Genomic DNA, 18,789 nt, shown 5'->3' with positions numbered 1-18,789 from the left:
ACTTCAAAAAAAGTTTTAAATGATGTAGGATATAAAAAAGTCTTATAAGAGGTGGTGTATGAAGAAAAAATATATTTGTTTATCCTTAATTACAATTTTATTAGTAAGTTGTAGCAGTATAGAAAAATCTGAGAATAGAGATAGTTATCAAATACCAGTTGTTCCAGATAAAATAGTAGAAGAGCCTATTATACCGATGTCAACTTTACCTACTAAAGTAAAATCAAAAGCTGTAGATGAGTTTGTTAATTCAAGAGTACTGGAGCATGGGAATTTAAGTTTTTATGCTATGGATGTAGACAGTGGAGCAGTTATCGATAACTATCGAGGAGAGACAGCTTTAACTCCAGCATCTATTTTAAAAATAGTAACTTCAGCAACAGCATTAGAGGTATTAGGTCCTGATACAGTTTTAGAAACTAAAGTTTTATATGATGGAAAGATATCTAAAGATGGAGTTTTAACAGGAAATATATATATTCAAGGAGGAGGAGATCCAACTTTAGGTTCAGATGGAATCTCTATAAATAGAGAGGCGTTTTTAAAAAATTGGACTGAAGAAGTAAAGAAATTAGGAATTAAATCTATTAATGGAAATATAGTTGTGTTAGATGATCTTTTTGGATATGAAGGAATTCCTGGAAAGTGGCTTTGGGAAGATATGGGAACGAATTATGGTCAAGGAACGTACGGAATAAGTGTATTTGATAATCTGTATACTCTCTATTTAAATACAGGTATCTCTGGTCAAAAACCTGAAGTGATAAAAACTAAACCAGAGATTCAAGGGTTGACATTTGATAATCAAAGTATGGTAATGCCTGGGGGAAAAAAGAATATATATGTAAGAGGTATACCTTTAGAAAATAAAAGAAGAATTTTTGGAGTGGTTCCACAAAATAAAAATGGATTGACAATTCAAAGTGATATTCCAGATCCAGGATTATTTTTAGGACAGTATTTTTCGTACTATTTAAAAAGAGAAAATATAAAAGTAAATGGAAATGTCAAAACAGCTAGATTGACGTCACAAAGACCAATAAATCCAAAAGTTATAGCGGTAACTAAATCCCCTCCAATATCTGAAATAGTTAAAGTTTTATTAAGTAGAAGTGATAATCACTATACAGAGCACCTATATCAATTGATAGAGAAAACAAAAGGTGTGAAGATAGAAAAGTTTTGGGAAGAAAAAGGGATTGACGTTCACTCTTTAACTATGAGAGATGGGAGTGGTTTATCTAGAGGAAACACGATTTCAGCAAAACTATTAGTAGAAATTTTATCTTATTCTAAAGATGGATTAGAAAATCTATTACCTGTTGCTGGGAAAGATGGAACAGTAGCTCTATTTTTAAAAAATACACCTTTAGAAGGAAAAGTTAGAGTCAAAAGTGGAAGTATGAGTGGGATACAATCTTATGCAGGGTATGTGGAAAAAAATGGAAGAACATATGCTTTTGCTATTGTAGTTAATCACTGGAATGGAGAGAGAAGCGAATTAAGAAAGAAAATGGAAAATCTATTAAATAGTGTCTTTTAAAGAGGAGAATTTAAAAAATGCCTAGCTAATTAGCTAGGCATTTTTATTATTGAATATCCTGATTTTCAGTATTTTCAGTTGCCTTATTTTCTATTAAACGACTTTCATCATAAGTATAGTCAGTGAAATCAATGTTATAGAAAAGTGCATAGATAACTGGAATAACTCCAAGTGCTAAGAATGTATCTGTAACAAGACCAAATATAAGAACAACTGCTACTGGTTGGAAAAGTGGCCCACCGAAGAAATATAGTGGTAGTAATCCAACTAATGTTGTAGCAACAGTTAGAAAAATAGGTCTAAGTCTTGATTGACAACCGAATACTACAGCGTCTTGATCGCTACGACCAAGATCATCTTTTTCTATGGTCATTTTATCAACTAGAATAATAGCATGGTTAAGAACAACCCCAGCCAGAGCAATAATACCAATCATTGCCATAAATCCTAGGTCACTATTAGTTAATAGTAATCCAATAGCAACTCCTAATATTGAAAGAGGGATAACAAGCATAATAGTTAAACCCTTTCTCATAGAGTTAAACTGTGCAACAACTAGGAAGAACATTCCTAAAATTGCTATTGGAACTTGAGCAAATAAGGCTTGTTGGTTTTCATCAGATGTTTGCATTATACCAGATGAGTAGTATTTAACATCTGGTCCCCATTCTTTAAGTTTTTCATCTAACCAAGGCATAAACTTTTTATTAACTTCAAGAGGAGTAGTCGAATCTTTTATAGCAGCATCAATTTCAATAGAGTAAGCCATATTTCTAGTAGAAACTAAACTATCATAGTACTCTAGAGATATTTTAGCTATCTGTTTTAAAGGAACAGCTTGTCCTTTTGAGTTTACAATTTCAATAGATTGTACAGAGTTTAAATCATCTTTATATTGATCAGTTCCTCTTAAAACTATTGGAATAATAGTACTTTGAGGTGGAGCATCAAAATTTCTATAAACACTAGCATTATATCCTTGAAGAACATATTGTAAATATGTACCGATAGTATCATTAGTAAATCCAGCCATCTGAGCTTTTTCAGTATCTATTTCAATGAATATTTTAGGAACTTCAATTCCCCAATCATCAGATACGGCATAAGTACCATCGAGAGAGGTCAACTTAGTTTTAACCTCCTCAGCAACTTTCTTTAAAAGTTTTATATCCCGTGAAGCAAAAACATATCCTAAATCTTTAGCAAGAGAAACTCCACTACCCAATCCTTTAGAAACAACATCCATATCAGGATATTTATTTAAAAGATATTCATTAATCTCTTGGCTCAGTTTAGGAATTAATCTATAATCTGTAAGATTATACATGATATAAGCATATTCAGGAAGTTGAGTTTGTGGTGAATATCCTGTTGAGAATCTAGGAGCACCTCCACCAATAAATGATCCCCAACTTAAAACTCCAGCTTTCTCGTAAGTTTTTGAAGTTCCACCTGTTGTTAGATAATCCCAAAGTCCTGGAGGAAGTGGCTCTTGAGGACCAGTACTGTAATTTTTTTCAATAAATTTATTTAGATCTTCAACAACTGCTCTTGTTTGATTAACGTCAGTTCCTTTAGGTAGAGTTATATATGTTGACATAACGGGATCGGTTGAACCAGGCATGAAGTTTGATGGAGCAAGGCCAAGTAACCAAATTCCAAAAATAAAAGAGATTGTTGTTAAAATAATTGTAATTTTTTTATTTTTTAAAACTTTAATTAAAATTTCTCTGTATAAAACATAAGCTTTACTATTAAGATTTTGCTTTTCACCAGGCTTTAGTTTTATAAAATCGTAACATAGTAAAGGAATAAAAGTCTGATTAATTAGCCAAGAACTCATAAGAGCTAACGTAACAACAATTGTCAACGGGCCAACATACTCTCCCATGTTCTCTTTATTTAAAATAATTGGAGAAAAAGCCATTATAGTTGTTAATGAACTAACAAATAGTGGAATAGCAAGGGTTCTAGATGATTCTAAACATGCTTCCATCCGAGGTTTTCCTTCCTCTAGCAAAACAGTTATATTTTCAGACATAACAACTGCATTATCAACAAGCATACCAAGTGCTATAATTAGTCCAGCAAGAGTAATTTGGTTAATTCCATAGTTAAACCAGAATAATCCAATAAGAGTAAATGCTATTGATGTTGGAGTCAATGCTGCAACGATTAGTCCAGATCTAAGTCCTAAGAAAATAAGCATTACTAATACAATTGTTGTTACAGCTTGGAATAGGTTAACTATAAAAGCTGTTACATTTGTTTGAACTAAATCTGGAAGATAATAAATCTCTCCAACTTCAAGTCCAATTGGAATAGAATCTCTGAAATTTTTTAAAGTTTCTTGAATACCTTTTCCCATTAATAAAACGTCTTCTCCAGAACCTAATGATATTCCAAGAACAAGTGATTTATTTCCATTAAAATCTATAGAGTATGTTGAAGGATCTTGATAATCTTTATAGATATTAGCAACTTCACTTAAGTAGATGCTAGAGTCGCCATTAGGACTTGTGATTATAGTATCTTTTATATCTTCGATATTTTTAAAATTACCACTAGGAGTTACTTTGAGTCTATTTTTATCAACAACAATATTTCCACCTTTAATAATAACGTTTGAACTATTTAAAGTGTTTATAATATTTTCTAAAGTAAGCCCTGTTTGAGATAAAATTTTATTGTCAATATCTATATATACAGTTTCATTTTGAATACCAGAAATATCTATACTTCCAATTTGAGGAACATTAAATAGTAAAATCTCTTTTAATTGGTAGGCAGTTTCATATAATTCTTCATAAGTATAATTTTCTCCACCAATTGCAAGAAGAGTTCCATAAATATCTCCATAAAATGTATTTATCTGAGGTGTCTGGACCCCTTGAGGAAGGTTAGGAACAACGAATGTATTGATTCTATTTCTAAGTTCTGTCCAAACGGGCTGAATATCTTTGTATTCAGCTTTAATATTGACATAAACATTTGATTGCCCATCTGTATTAGTAGAGTTTACATACCATAACGAATCCATATTTTGTACTTGATCAGCAATTCTTTTACTAACTAAGTCAGCCATCTGTTTAGCTGTGGCTCCAGGCCAATTAGTTGTAATCAGTGCTACTTTTATTGTAAATCCTGGGTCTTGAGCTTTTTCAGATTTATCATAAGACAAATATCCACCAATAAGTAGAACAACTATTAAAAGATAGGTTGTAACTTTATTTTTGATTGCTAGTTCGGTTAATTTCATGGCTATTCAGCTCCTTTTAAAAGTGAAACCTTTTGGTCTTCTAAAAGTACACTACTTCCTTTTGTAACAACATAATCGCCATCTGTCAATCCACTAATGATTTCACTACCTAGTTCTGTAGTGTTTCCCAATGTAACAAGTTGTTTTTTAACTATGCCAATATTATTTTCAAGATTTTTAACAACATAAACATATTTATCCCCATTAGGAGCTGTTAAAATAGCTGTAAGAGGGACTGCAATAACTTTATTAGTATTATCTGTAGTAACAATAACTTTTGCTGTCATACCAACTTTTACAGTGTCTAGAGGATCAACAATTTTAGCTTTAACAGGATAAGTTCCACCATAGCCAACAGAAAGTGTTCCAATATTAGTGATTGTTCCTTTTATACTTAAATTATTAAGAGAAGTTATCTCAATTAGAACCTCTTCCCCTAGTTTTAAATCCCCAATAACAGATTGAGAAACATTAAACTCCACATAACGTTCTCCAAAAGTGTTTAATACAAAAACTACTGTACTAGAAGATACATTTTGATTAACCTCACTTTTTACTTGTCCAATAGTACCATCATTGGGAGCTGTTAACATAGTATAACTCAAATTAACCTTAGCCAAATTAACTGCATCTTCCAGAGCTTTAACTGAAGATATTGCAGATTTATAATTAGCTGTAGCACTATCATAAGAAGCTTTTGAAATACTATTTTCTAAATAAAGTGCCTCAGATCTTTTAAAGTTAGCAGTGGATTCAGCTAAACTTGCATTCCCTTTATCTAAATTGGAAAGTGCTTGTTGATAATTTAACTGGTATTCTATAGGATCTAAAGTAGCTAAAATTTGTCCAGTTTTAACAGTATCACCTAGTTGTGCAATACGGTTATTTATAGTTCCTGAAACTCTAAAGCTTAAGTTTGAAAGAGCTTCAGTATTTACTGTACCTGAGTAAGCACGCTTAACACTATACTCTTTTTTCTCTACTTTTTCATAAACAACTGATTTAATATCTTCTGTAGAACTTAATTTTTCTTTTCCACATGCCAATAATGCCAATAATAGTGTAACTACTAAAAATTTATTTTTCATAATTTATTCCTCCTAATTATCTAACTCTTGTTGAAGTTTAAGCATTAAAACTTTTCTTTCAGATGGGTCCATAGTAAGAGATGACTTACCATAAAGATATTCAAGTTTTAGCGTAGAGTTAATTAGATTAAAATTTTCAATTACATGATTTAACTCTTGACTCAAGGTGTTGTTTTGAGCAGATAAAAAATCAGTTAGCGTAGTTGTTCCTTCTGTATATAGGTTAGTTACGATATCTAAATTTTTCTTAGCTACATCTGAAGATATTTTAGTTGTATAACTTTGTACAAAGTTAGTTAAAAGATTTGTATACGTTTGTAAAACTTCTTGGGCTAATTGATTTTGAGAAGAAAGTTTATTAAACTCAAGTGCTTTTAACTCACTTTTTATAGATTGGCCATTGTAGTAAATTTCGCCACCACTAATAAGAGGTAAACTTACATTAACTCCAGCTTGCCAATATTCATCTGGGAAATCTCCATTTGAATTTTTACCCCAAGGTGTTACCATATTGTTTTTATAGTAATTTCCAGAAGCTGTAACAGTTGGAATATAACGTTCTCTTTCATTGGATACAAGTTCTCTTTCTTTACTTTTAATAGTATTATCAAGTTGTTTTAAAGAGTTTGAGTTTGTTAGAGCACCGCTTACTAAAAACTTCTCTATTTTTTTAGATTTTTCAGAACCAAATGTAAAGTTTTTACCTAAATTTTCACTTAATAAGAAGTATGGGGCAAGTTCATCAAGAGTTTCATAAGTATATGTATTTCCCTCTGGATAGTTCAAAAGGTTATTTAAATAAATCTCTTGAGAACGAATCTCTCCTTTAACACTAGAAATATCTGAAAGAGCTCCAGCCACATTTGATTGTAATCTATACACATCTTGTAATCCACCAGCACCGACATTATAATTAATTTTAGCAACATTTAAAGTTTCTCTTAAAAGATCATAGTTACTTGCTTGGATAGCTAGTTGAGCTTTTAATTGAAGAATATTAACATACGTAGAAGCTACATAATATATAGTAGCTAATTTTTGTTGTTCAAATGCTTTTCTATTAGAATCTAATGATAATTTATCAATATAAACACTTGCATTAATTTGATCGCTAAATATAACCTGTGAAAGCTGTAAATAAGAAGCTACACTATTTGTAGGGTACCCTTGTTTAAAATTAGGAGATCTGTCATCTAAAGCTGAATAATCTGCATTAGCTGACAATTGTGGTAAGCGTTTAGAGTTAGTAACTTTAACATTATAATAACTAGTCATAATATTTTGTCTAATTTGAAGAAGATCCAGGTTAGAATTAAGAGCTCTGTTTACAGCATTTTTAAGTGTTAACCTAGGATTTTCCACTTCAGAAGTATTAACTTGTGATAAATCTTGAAGAAAAATAAGATTAGGATAGATATCAATTTTTGTAGCGACTTCAGAATTTAAATAAATATCCTTAATAGGTGGATAAACTTCAACAATTGTACTCATATCCTTTTTAGTTTTAAAGAACATATAATTTAAAGAAGCTGCTCTTAATCTTTTTCTAAACTCTTTATTTAAGTTCAGACCTGAATAAGCATAAGGTTTTAACTCTTCATTAAAATCAATAAGCAATGAGGGAACTTTTTTATCTATTGAATTTAATAAGTTTTCTTTTGTAGATCTAAGAACATTAACTTTAATTCCAGGAATATTAGTATTTTGAGTAAGTTTTTTTAAATTAATTGAATTCATATTAGAGATCAGTACATCTACTTCTGTGACACCAGTCAACTCTTTAAAAGGCATCAGATAATTATTTAAATCAAGATTACTATAGATATAGTTTAAATTTTTAGGAGTATTATTTCCTTTGTCTCCAAAACCTAAAGGCATAGAGTAAAATTTATTTTGTTGTAAATTAGATATATTTTCTAATGGTGCACAAGTCAATATAAATACTCCATCTATTTTAGGATTTTTATTTAATTTGTCTATACCATCTTGAATATTATGATCTGTCAGATAAAATTTCTCAGTAATTTTTGGTGAAAAATTTGTACCAGCAAAATTTTTATTTAATTCATCTTTAAGAATGTCTAAAGCAGTTTCAGAATATTGTGAATGATTTTCTAAAATAACTCCAACGTCAAGAGTTTTGGCGAATAAAGAAAAATTGAAAATAAAAAGTAAAAGAATTAGTTTTCCCATAAGGACCCTCCCTTAAAAAAATTAGTTGTATCACTATCATATTCTGTTGAAAATAAAAAAATCCTTTTGAAAATAAAAAAAAGAAGTATAAGCATACTTCTTTTAGACCTATAATATATTAAAATTGAAAATTATCTAAATGACTCTTAACATCTTCTATTATATCTTCTACACAATTATCTTCAAAAGGCGATTTCAATTTAGCAACTTTTAATAAATTTAAGAACGACTTTGTTCCACCTTCATGACAAAGATTTAAATAATCTTTCCAGCTTTCCTGATAATTTTTATTCATTTTCTGCCAAAATTGTAATGCACAAATTTGAGCTAAAGTGTAATCTATATAATAAAATGGAACTTCAAATATATGAGCCTGTTGGAACCACCATGTCCCTTTTTCTAAAAATGGATTTTCTGAATAATCACAATGAGGTTTATAAGTTTTTTCTAACTCTCTCCAGATAGATTTTCTTTCGTTTGGAGTTAAGTTTGGATTTTCATAAATTTTATGTTGGAAATGATCAACTAAAACTCCATAAGGTATAAATTTAATAGCACTACTTAAATGTAAATATTTATACTTATTTGTATCCTCTTTAAAGAAATTTTCCATCCAATTCCAAGTAAAGAACTCCATACTCATGGAATGTATTTCAGAGCTTTCATATGTAGCCCATAGTAATTCTGGAATTTCAATCCAACTTGATCTGTAAACTTGAAAAGCATGTCCAGCTTCATGTGTTAAAACGTCAATATCCCCACTTGTTCCATTGAAATTAGAAAAAATAAAAGGCGATTTATAATCTGGAATAAATGTACAATATCCCCCTCCAGCTTTTCCTTTTTTAGTAGTTAGGTCCATTAAATCATTTTCAATCATGAAGTCAATAAATTCAGCAGTTTCAGATGAAAGCTCATGATACATCTTTTTTCCTTGTTCAATAATCCAATTTGAATCTCCTTTAGGAGTTGGATTTCCATCGTTAAACTCAAATTTTTCATCATAATATTTAAGTGTTTCTAACTCTAATCTTAATTTTTGTTTTTCATATAGAGATGAAGCTAGTGGAACAATGCTTTCAACAACTTGTTTTCTAAAAGAATCTACCATTTCAGCATTATAGTCCACTCTATTCATTCTTAAGTAACCAAGTTCTATAAAATTATTAAATCCTAATTTTTCAGCTATTTTAACTCTTATTTTTACAAGATTATCAAATATTTCATCAAATTTATTTTCATTATTAATAAAAAAAGTTGATTTTGCTTCCTGGGCAGCCTTTCTAATAGTTCTATCTTTAGAAAGAATAAAAGGGGTCATACCAGATAAATTTCTTTCTTTTCCATCAAATAAAATTTTAGCAGAAGCTAAAAGTTTTACATACTTAGAAACTTCCCTGTTTTCCTCTTGCAAATCTTCAATAATATCTGGAGAAAATATTTTTAAACTATTCTCCATCAATTTAAAAAGTTGCTCTCCATATTCTATTACTAGGTTATCTTTATTACTATGATTTACCATTATTTCATAAAAGTTAGTATCTAACTCTTGATAAAAAGGGGATATTTCATCCCAATACTCATTTTCATCATCGTAAAATTTATCCTCAGTATTTATAGTGTGTCTAATATTCGCAATACTAGACATCGAGGATATGTTGTTTCTTATAGTATTAATTTCATGAATTAAATTTTTTTGTTCTTGAATATTAACCGAAACTTTTAATTTTTGCATTAGATTTGTCAAAGTTTCTTTAATTAAATCGTAGTTGGGTCTTTCGTATTTAAAATTTTTAAATTTCATAGAATCCTCCTTTATTTATTTTAAAAATAACTCTATTATAGAGGAAAATCCAAATATCATCAACAAAAACATTTTTAAAGGAAATATGTATCTATTATTGTATAAGAACAAAAGTGAATTTTTTGAAAGTGGGGTATGTATATGAAAAATATAGACAAATTAGAAAAGTTAAAAAAATCTTTTGAAAAAAATAAAGACTTGATAACAGATGCTTTATACAAAGATTTAGGAAAAAATTTTGAAGAAAGTAGATTATCAGAGTATTACCCTATTATATCTGAATTTGATTATTTTTTAAAAAATATAGATAAATGGAGTGAACCTGAAAAAATTAAAAGCTTTTTTAACTTTATTGGATGCGGAACAATTATTCAACCAGAACCTTATGGAAAAGTTTTGATTATTTCTCCGTGGAACTACCCGTTCAATTTAACATTTATTCCTTTGATTGGAGCTATCGCAGCAGGAAATGAAGTTGTTTTAAAACCTTCCGAACATTCTAAATTTTCAAGTGAAATAATAAAAAAAATAATTGAAGAAAGTGGAGTTGAAGATATATCGGTATTATTAGGGGATAAAGAAACAACAAAAGAGCTTTTAAATTTAAAATTCGACTATATATTTTTTACTGGTAGTACAAATATTGGAAAAGAGATATATTTAAAAGCAGCTGAAACCTTGACACCAGTGACATTAGAGTTAGGAGGAAAATCACCAGTTATTATCGAGGATGAACACTGTCTAGAAGATGCTGTAGAAAAGATAATCTGGGGGAAATTTTTTAATCGAGGTCAAACATGTGTTGCTCCTGATTATGTCTATCTTCCACTAGGATTAAAAGATAAGTTTGTAGAGTTGGCTAGAGATTATATTAGAAAGAATGGGGATATTCAAGGAAAAATAATAAATAATACACATTTTGAGAGATTAGAAAATCTATTAAATAATCAAAATATAATCTATCAAAATGGGAAAATAGATGATGACAGCAAAAGTAAAGGGATATTCCCTTTTACAATAGTTTTAAATCCTGAAGATAAAGATCCAATTTCTCAAGAGGAGATATTTGGCCCAATTCTTCCTTTGATAGAATATGAAAGTTTAGAAAAAGTTTATTGGGATTTAAGATCGAAACCCTCTCCACTAGCTCTTTATATTTTTAGAAGTGATAAAGGTAATTTATCTACAAAAGGATTAAAAGCTGGTGGTGTATGTATAAACAGTACTATGCTTCAAATTATTGATAAAAGAGTTCCTTTTGGTGGAATAGGTAACAGTGGACTTGGAAAATATCATGGAAAATATACTTTTGATACATTTACTCACTATAAACCAATTTTTGATGGAAGCAGTTTAAAGATATCAATGTTAAGAAAAGTTATAAATTTAATTTTGAATAAAATAAAAAAATAAAATTGAAAATAAATCTAGTGCTTCTTAAGAAAATATTATACAATATATGTGATACTACAGAGATATTTAAGGAGAAAACATGAAAAAAGGATTAATCGCTTTATTTTTAGCAGCAAGTACAGCAGCATTTTCAATGGACGCACATTTAAGATTAGGTGCTATTACAAGTACTGGATCTTATAACAAAGAGGATAAAAGTTTCGAGAGCTACGCTCCAACATTAGGACTAGAGATTACTCAAACTTTACTTTTAGCAGATGTAGGAGTTGGAATTGCGTATAATGGAAAAACTTCAGGAACAGATATTGAAACAGTTCCAGCGTATGGTTTAATAAAAATGAATCTATTCCCAGTTGGAGTAAAACCATATTTAGTTGGAAAAGTTGGAAAAGTTTTATATACTCGTGATAGCGTATCTAACTCTAATCCTGATGGAAAATACTTCTATGGTGCTGGAATAGGTATGGATATATTTGCATTACAAGGTGAAATACTATACTCTGTTACAAAAATAGATGGAGATAAAAGAGGAAATGATAATTTAGAGCAAATTAGCTTTACATTAGGATATAACTTCTTCTAAAATAAAGATACAAAAAAGGGAGTTTTAAAAACTCCCTTTTTTTATGTTAAATATTTTCTAAAGAAAACAAATCCGATAAATATTTTGCCACTCCATTTTCATCATTTGTTAAATCTAATGTATCGAACTCTTTTTTTAAATCTTCAAAACCATTTTTCATCACAAGCCCTTTTCCAGCAACCTTAAGCATCTCGTAGTCATTAAAAGCATCTCCAAAGGCAATTGTATGTTTTAAACTAATGTTTTTTAGTTTAGCTATTGATTCAAGAGCTTTTCCTTTAGATGTTTCAAAGTGAACAATATCAAGGTAGTCCTCTTGAGATATAAATGCATTAACTTCATCATATCTATTAAAGTAAGCTGATAGACGTTTTAACTTTTCACTATCTCTATCCATTAAAACTATCTTTTCAAAAGTATATAAATCAATATTTTCTAAATTTATTTCAATAGGATTTTCAAGTGGATTGTATAGAAAAGTATTAGCTTTTTCTATTGTTCCCTCTCCTATATATACCTGAGTTCCATATGTAGCGAAAAATATACAATCCTCTTTTAAAGATTTTTTTAAAACTTCATTAACTATATTAGGATCCAATGTTCTTTGAAAAATTAGCTCCCCTTTATTGTTATAAATGGTAGTTCCATTATTACAAACAATTTCACCATCCAATTCTAAAGCATCATAAATATGCTTAGCTCCTGTATAACTTCTCCCAGTAGCTATTATAAACTCGATTCCTTTTTCTTTTAATAGAGCAACAACTTTTTTTGTATAATCAGAAACATTTTTATTTTTATCTACTAAAGTTCCATCTAAATCAGAAACTACTAACTTATACATATATTCCTCCTAAACTCTTTTTATAGTTCTTATTATAGTATCAAAAGACTAGAGTTTCAATATTAATATTTTCAAAAGTTATAAAATATGTTAAAATATCATGAAATATGTGTCCAAACATAAAAATCAGAAGTAGAGGAAGTGAAATGGGAAAATCAAAGGTTTTAATTTTATATGAAAGTGAAAATACAAGAATATCTCTTGAGGAATTAGGGTTATATCTATTAGAAGACTATGATTTTGATTTTTTAAGCACTATAGATTATTTAAAAGTTGATTATAAAATTTATGATTTCATAGTATTTGATAACTATAATGATTACATATTTGAGTACTTTAAAGAAAAAACAGACAGAATAATTGTGTCTGTTAATATTTTAAAACAAGAAAGACCTTCAGATTATATAAAAAGAGGTGTAGAGAACTTCTTTCTAAAACCATATTCGTTGAAAGAAATTAGAATGGTTTTAGACCAATTGAAAGAAAACTTTTTAATTAAAGAAGAAGCTGAAGAAAATAGGTTAAAATTTTATACATTATTAAATAACATTCCTTATATGGCTTGGTTTAAAAATAAAAACAGTGAATATATGATTGTGAACAATGAATTTAAAGAACATTGTGGAAAAGATTTTGAAACAATAAAAGGTAAAGGGGATAAATTTGTCTGGGATGATATGATTGGAGAAAATTGTCGTCAATACGATTTAAAGGTTATGACAGAAAGAAAACAACTAGTTTTTGATGAGATAATTCCAGGCAAAAAAGGTTATAAACAGTTTAATATATATAAAGTACCTGTAGTAGATGAAAAGAATAATATTTTAGGAACAATTGGAATTGCTAAAGACATAACAGATTTAAAAAATAAAGATGTAAAATTTGATATTCTTTTAGAAAATATGCCATTTGCTGTATTTACTAAAAATAGAGATGGAGATATTATACAAAGTAATTCAATATTTTATGAACTAACAGATGTGAGTAGATTTTCATGCCTCTCATTAAAAGAGGAAAACTTCTTAGGTGAAGAACATAAGGAAAGTATTGAAATTGAAGATGAAGATGTTATCCATAATAAAAGTAATATATCTTTAGTGAGAACATTAAAAACAAAAATTGGAGAAAAAATAGTTGAAGTTTTCAAATCACCAATTATTGATGTTTCTGGTGAAGTTATAGGTATTGTTTGTACAATGAGAGATGTTACAGAGATGAAAAGTCAGGAAGCTAGAATAAAAAAAATGGCTTATACAGACTCATTGACTGGACTCGCAAATAGAAGAGGGCTATATAACTATGTTGAAAGCCAACTAATTAGAAAGTACTCTGATGTTACTATTATGTTTCTAGATTTAGATAACTTTAAATCTTTAAATGATAGTTTCGGTCATCAACATGGAGATAAAATCTTAGTTGAATTTGGAGAAGATTTACAAAAAATTTGTAGAGATGGATTTGTTTCTAGAATTGGTGGAGATGAGTTTGTAATTATTTGGGAAGGAAAAATGAATAAAGAATTAGCAGTTGAGGTAGCAGAAAAAATTCTCAATCATTTAAGTGGAAAAAAAAGGAAGTTTAATAAGTTATCAGCAAGCATTGGAATTGTTACTGGAAATACTGGAGAGGAAACGATAGATAAATTTTTAACTAAGGGGGATTTAGCACTATATAAGGCTAAAGAACAGGGTAAAAATCAATATGTTTTTTATAATCGTGATTTAGATAAAAAAAGATGTTTAAATGAGGAGATAGAACAAGATTTAAGAAATGCTTTAGACAAAGACGAGCTTGAACTCTATTATCAACCTCAATATACATGTAGTAAAGAACTTGTGGGATTAGAAGCACTACTTAGATGGAATAATGATAAGTATAGAAAAATTCCTATAGTAGAGATTATAAATATTATGGAAAAGTCTACTCTAATAGATGAAATAGGAGCGTTTATAATAAAAACTGCTTTTTCCTTCGCAAAAAAGATTAATGAAAATAGAGAAAAGAAAGTAATAGTTTCTGTTAATATCTCAGCGGTTCAAATAATGAAACATAACTTTGTTAGAACTATTAAAAAAATTATAACTGAAACAGAAGTTAATCCTAGCTACATTGGAATAGAGATTACTGAAACGGTATTACTACAAAATATAGAAGAAAATATTCTAAAAATAAAAGAACTTAAAGATATTGGAATTAAAATATCTTTAGATGATTTTGGAACTGGATACTCTTCATTTAGCTATCTTGTAAAAATACCTCTTTCTAATATTAAAATTGATAAGAGTTTTATTTGGGGTATGAAAGATAGCGAAGAATACAGAACTTTAGTTAAGCTTTGTATAGATACTGCTAATGCTTTAAATTTAAAGGTTATTGCAGAGGGGGTTGAAACAGTAGAGGATTTAGGATTATTAAAATCTATGAAGGTTGACTTTATTCAAGGATACCTTTTTTCTAAACCACTACCAAAGCATATAATAGAAGCAACTGTATTACAATAGGAAATTAGTTAGAAGAGTATAAGTATAAAACTTTTACTCTTTTTTTTTCGTCAAAAACTTTAGGGGTTTTAATAAAAACGCCGTATAATAAATTATAATGTTAAATAAAATTTAGGAGGAAAGTATGGAAAGAATTAATACTTTAAAAAATGAGATTTCTAAAAAGGTAATTGGACAAAAGGACATGGTCGAAAAAATTCTTATAGGAATCCTAACAGGAAACCATATTCTATTAGAGGGTCTTCCTGGATTAGCAAAATCATTAACAGTAAACACAATAGCAGAAACTTTAGGATTGAGTTTTTCAAGAATTCAATTTACACCAGATTTATTGCCAAGTGATATTGTGGGAACAGAGATGTACAATGAAAAGACTGGAGATTTTAGTGTAAAAAAAGGCCCTATATTTGCCAATATAGTTTTAGCTGATGAAATAAACAGAGCTCCAGCTAAAGTTCAATCAGCTCTTTTAGAAGCTATGCAAGAGAAACAAGTTACAATTGCTAGTGAAACATTTAAATTAGATAAACCATTTATAGTTTTAGCAACTCAAAACCCAATAGAGCAAGATGGGACATACCCACTGCCAGAAGCACAACAAGATAGATTTTTAATGAAAGTAAAAATAGAGTATCCAACATATGAAGAGGAGATGGAAATACTTGATTTATTGACAGGGGAAAGAGAGTTCTCAGATATTCCAATAAATACAATTGTATCTCTACAGGATTTAGAAGAGATAAAAGAAACAATTAAAAAAGTTACTATAGATCAAAAGTTAAAAAAATATATTTTGGATATTGTATTTAAGACTAGAGAACATTCTGATTATATAGCCTGTGGAGCTTCTCCTAGAGCTAGTATAAGTCTAGTTATAGCGTCTAAAGCTGCTGCATTTTTAGATGGAAGAGATTTTGTAATGCCACAGGATATAAAAAAAGTTATTTATGATGTTTTACGTCACAGACTTATTTTAACATACGAAGCTGAAGCAGAGGATAAAAAGGTAGAAGATATAATAAACGATATACTAAAAACAGTTATTTTACCATAAGGAGAGGCTATGGATAATAAATTAGAGAGTAAAAAGGAACTTTTAAAAAAGATAAAGAATATAGAAATAAAAGCTACTATTTTATCTGACAATATTTTTGCAGGACAATATCAATCTTGTTTAAAAGGAAATGGAATGGAGTTCTCTGATATTAGAAGATATGCTCCAGGAGATGATGTAAAAAAAATAGATTGGAAGGTTACTGCTAAACAAAGAAAGGCATATGTAAAAGAGTTTGTGGAGGAGAGAGAGCTTTCTGTTTTTTTATTAGTTGATATATCCGCATCTAATAGATTTAAAGAGAAGTTAGATCTTATAACAGAATTAGTTGGAAGCTTGGCATTTAGTGCCAATAAAAATGGGGATAGAGTAGGAGCACTATTTTTTTCTAATCAAATTGAAAGGGTTGTTCCGTTGAAAAAAGGAAAAAAACATACACTGTCTATAATTGAAAATCTATTGACAATTAATCCTAAAGGAGATAAAACAGATATTGCTATGGTTTTAAGATACTTTGGAAAAGTTTTTAAAAGAAGATCAGTTATCTTCCTAATATCAGACTTTTTAGATACTAACTATGAAAAAGAGTTAAAAATACTATCTCAGCGACATGAAATTATACCAGTAAGAATTGGCGATAAAAAATATGAATCACTCCCTATTGGAGCTATTTTCACTTTAGAAGATGCTGAAACTGGGGAACAAATAGTTATTGAAAATTATAAAGGGAATAGTAGCGATATAAATATAAATAATATTTCCAATGGAATAAATTTATATGTTGGAGAGGATTATGTAAAAGAGATTTCAAAATTTTTTAATAGAGGGAGAGTGCGATGAAAAAAATAGCTATTGGTATTTTTCTTTTACTTTCTCTACTATCTTTTAGTAAAGAATACAATATAGGAGATAAAATTACTCTAAAACTAGAGGGAGCTATTAATAAAAGTGAAATTGAAAAAGCTTTAAAAGATTATAAAATATCATCCTTAGAAAAAGAGAAAGATGGTTCTTATATTGTAACATTTACTATATATAAAGTTGGAGAAAATGAAATTCAAATTGGAGATAAAAAATTAAAAATAGATGTCGTTTCAACAATAGAATCTTTTGAAAAAGAGATTTACGAAGCTCTTTCAAATCCTAATAATACATATATAGAAACTGATTATCCTCATATGGGAATTTTAGCAACTATAGCAGGAGTAATTGCAGTTATAACAGCATTTTTTATGCATTTAGTAGATAGAGCTAAAGACCCATATATTATATTTAAAAAAGGGATTTCTAAAGTCAATGAATCTAACTGGAGAGAGAAAATTAGTCTAGAACTTCGTAGATATATCGATAATATGTATGGAACTAATTTTTTAGGAGGAGAATACAAAATTGTTTACCCTCTAACAGAAGAGGATATTGATTTTATTAAAAATATGGATTATTTAAAATTTGCCCCTAATAGAGAGGGGGACTATTTAGAATATAAAAATAGAACCTTTGAAATAGTAGAGAGATTAAGAAAGGAGAAAAAGAACAGTGTATAACTTTAAGATGCCATATATATTAGTACTGATTCCAATAGTTACCTATCTTTTTTTTAGAAAAAGATCTCAAGGTGCTATCAAGGTTCCAGGGATACAAATTATCAAAAAATATTCAAAGGGAAGTAAAAAACATCTTTTAGGACGAATTTTTATGTATTTATCTACTGTATTTATGATTTTAGCTTTGGCTCGTCCTCAGCTTACAACAGAGGGTAAAGTTATAAAAAAAGATGGAATAGATATAGCCATAGCCTTAGATCTTTCTAAATCTATGGAAGCTAGAGATTTTAACCCCAATAGACTAGAAAAATCTAAAGAGTTACTAAAAGAGTTCGTTGATAAAAGACCAAATGATAGATTATCTTTAGTTGTGTTTGGAGGAGAGGCTTACACAAAGGTCCCATTGACATTTGACCATAGTGTATTAAAAAATATGATTTCAAATATAACAACTGATGATATAACAAGTAACAATAGAACTGCTATTGGTATGGGATTAGGAGTAGCATTAAATAGATTAAAGGACTCTGATTCAAAATCTAAAGTTATCATATTGATGACAGATGGTGAAAATAACTCTGGGGAAATGAGTCCTATAGGAGCTGCTGAAGTAGCTAAAGAGTTAGGAATAAAAGTTTATACTATTGGAATTGGAGCTAAAGAGATTGCAATTCCAGGATTTTTTGGAACTTCATATATTGAAAATAAAGAACTTGATGAAAATCTTTTAAATCTTATTGCAGAAAAAACAAATGGAAAATATTTTAGAGCTAGTGATTCGAAAGAGTTCCAAAATATTTTTAACGAAATAAATAACCTAGAAAAAAGTAAAATAGATAGTAGAAGTATCTATGATATTACGGAATATTTTGAAGAGTTATTAAAAATTGCCTTAGTTTTATTATTATTAGGTGTATTTTTCGAATATTTTAAATATATAAGAATACCTTAGGAGGGATAGTT

General features: G+C 28.9%; 13 protein-coding genes. 8 read left to right on the top strand and 5 right to left on the bottom strand.

The features are described from left to right. Positions 1 to 58 precede the first annotated feature (58 nt). Positions 59 to 1,543 (top strand): D-alanyl-D-alanine carboxypeptidase/D-alanyl-D-alanine endopeptidase, encoded by a 1,485-nt coding sequence (gene dacB / locus ACRC8M_RS05495; protein ID WP_438528238.1) that lies wholly within the window; start codon positions 59 to 61, stop codon positions 1,541 to 1,543. Positions 1,544 to 1,589: 46 nt separating this feature from the next. On the opposite strand, the gene ACRC8M_RS05490 is transcribed toward dacB, so the two are convergent. The 4 genes from ACRC8M_RS05490 to ACRC8M_RS05475 form a co-directional block, all read right to left on the bottom strand. Beyond that, positions 1,590 to 4,802, bottom strand: a complete 3,213-nt coding sequence (locus ACRC8M_RS05490) for an efflux RND transporter permease subunit (protein ID WP_438528237.1) — start codon at positions 4,800 to 4,802, stop codon at positions 1,590 to 1,592. A 2-nt stretch (positions 4,803 to 4,804) separates the two neighbouring features. Beyond that, the gene (locus tag ACRC8M_RS05485; RefSeq protein WP_438528236.1) at positions 4,805 to 5,890 is read right to left on the bottom strand and encodes an efflux RND transporter periplasmic adaptor subunit; all 1,086 of its coding nucleotides are present in this window, start codon (positions 5,888 to 5,890) and stop codon (positions 4,805 to 4,807) included. Positions 5,891 to 5,902: 12 nt separating this feature from the next. After that, positions 5,903 to 8,083 carry a TolC family protein gene (locus ACRC8M_RS05480; RefSeq protein WP_438528235.1) on the bottom strand — a complete coding sequence of 727 codons (2,181 nt, stop codon included), beginning with the start codon at positions 8,081 to 8,083 and terminating at the stop codon, positions 5,903 to 5,905. Between the two features lie 118 nt (positions 8,084 to 8,201). After that, a complete protein-coding gene (locus ACRC8M_RS05475; RefSeq protein ID WP_438528234.1) occupies positions 8,202 to 9,887 on the bottom strand; it encodes a M3 family oligoendopeptidase in 1,686 nt (561 codons plus the stop codon). Between the two features lie 141 nt (positions 9,888 to 10,028). On the opposite strand from ACRC8M_RS05475, the gene ACRC8M_RS05470 reads away from it, so the two are divergent. Both ACRC8M_RS05470 and ACRC8M_RS05465 read left to right on the top strand, forming a co-directional pair. Then, positions 10,029 to 11,300 carry an aldehyde dehydrogenase family protein gene (locus ACRC8M_RS05470; protein WP_438528233.1) on the top strand — a complete coding sequence of 424 codons (1,272 nt, stop codon included), beginning with the start codon at positions 10,029 to 10,031 and terminating at the stop codon, positions 11,298 to 11,300. Between the two features lie 79 nt (positions 11,301 to 11,379). Next, positions 11,380 to 11,883: a hypothetical protein gene (locus ACRC8M_RS05465; protein ID WP_438528232.1), complete on the top strand. Its 504-nt coding sequence runs from the start codon at positions 11,380 to 11,382 to the stop codon at positions 11,881 to 11,883. A 46-nt stretch (positions 11,884 to 11,929) separates the two neighbouring features. On the opposite strand, the gene ACRC8M_RS05460 is transcribed toward ACRC8M_RS05465, so the two are convergent. Next, positions 11,930 to 12,727, bottom strand: a complete 798-nt coding sequence (locus tag ACRC8M_RS05460; protein ID WP_438528231.1) for a Cof-type HAD-IIB family hydrolase — start codon at positions 12,725 to 12,727, stop codon at positions 11,930 to 11,932. Between the two features lie 146 nt (positions 12,728 to 12,873). On the opposite strand from ACRC8M_RS05460, the gene ACRC8M_RS05455 reads away from it, so the two are divergent. The 5 genes from ACRC8M_RS05455 (at position 12,874) to ACRC8M_RS05435 (ending at position 18,778) form a co-directional block, all read left to right on the top strand. Then, positions 12,874 to 15,228 (top strand): sensor domain-containing protein, encoded by a 2,355-nt coding sequence (locus ACRC8M_RS05455; RefSeq protein WP_438528230.1) that lies wholly within the window; start codon positions 12,874 to 12,876, stop codon positions 15,226 to 15,228. A 124-nt stretch (positions 15,229 to 15,352) separates the two neighbouring features. Next, a complete protein-coding gene (locus tag ACRC8M_RS05450; protein WP_438528229.1) occupies positions 15,353 to 16,282 on the top strand; it encodes an AAA family ATPase in 930 nt (309 codons plus the stop codon). 9 nt (positions 16,283 to 16,291) lie between these two features. Then, a complete protein-coding gene (locus ACRC8M_RS05445; RefSeq protein ID WP_438528228.1) occupies positions 16,292 to 17,122 on the top strand; it encodes a DUF58 domain-containing protein in 831 nt (276 codons plus the stop codon). After that, a complete protein-coding gene (locus tag ACRC8M_RS05440) occupies positions 17,119 to 17,826 on the top strand; it encodes a hypothetical protein (protein WP_438528227.1) in 708 nt (235 codons plus the stop codon). Before ACRC8M_RS05445 ends, ACRC8M_RS05440 begins: the two co-directional genes overlap by 4 nt. Continuing rightward, positions 17,819 to 18,778 carry a vWA domain-containing protein gene (locus ACRC8M_RS05435; RefSeq protein ID WP_438528226.1) on the top strand — a complete coding sequence of 320 codons (960 nt, stop codon included), beginning with the start codon at positions 17,819 to 17,821 and terminating at the stop codon, positions 18,776 to 18,778. Before ACRC8M_RS05440 ends, ACRC8M_RS05435 begins: the two co-directional genes overlap by 8 nt. Positions 18,779 to 18,789 lie beyond the last annotated feature (11 nt).

Source organism: Cetobacterium sp., assembly GCF_051653945.1.
In the GTDB taxonomy this organism is placed as follows: domain Bacteria; phylum Fusobacteriota; class Fusobacteriia; order Fusobacteriales; family Fusobacteriaceae; genus Cetobacterium_A.
This window is presented reverse-complemented; position numbering and strand designations above follow the sequence as displayed.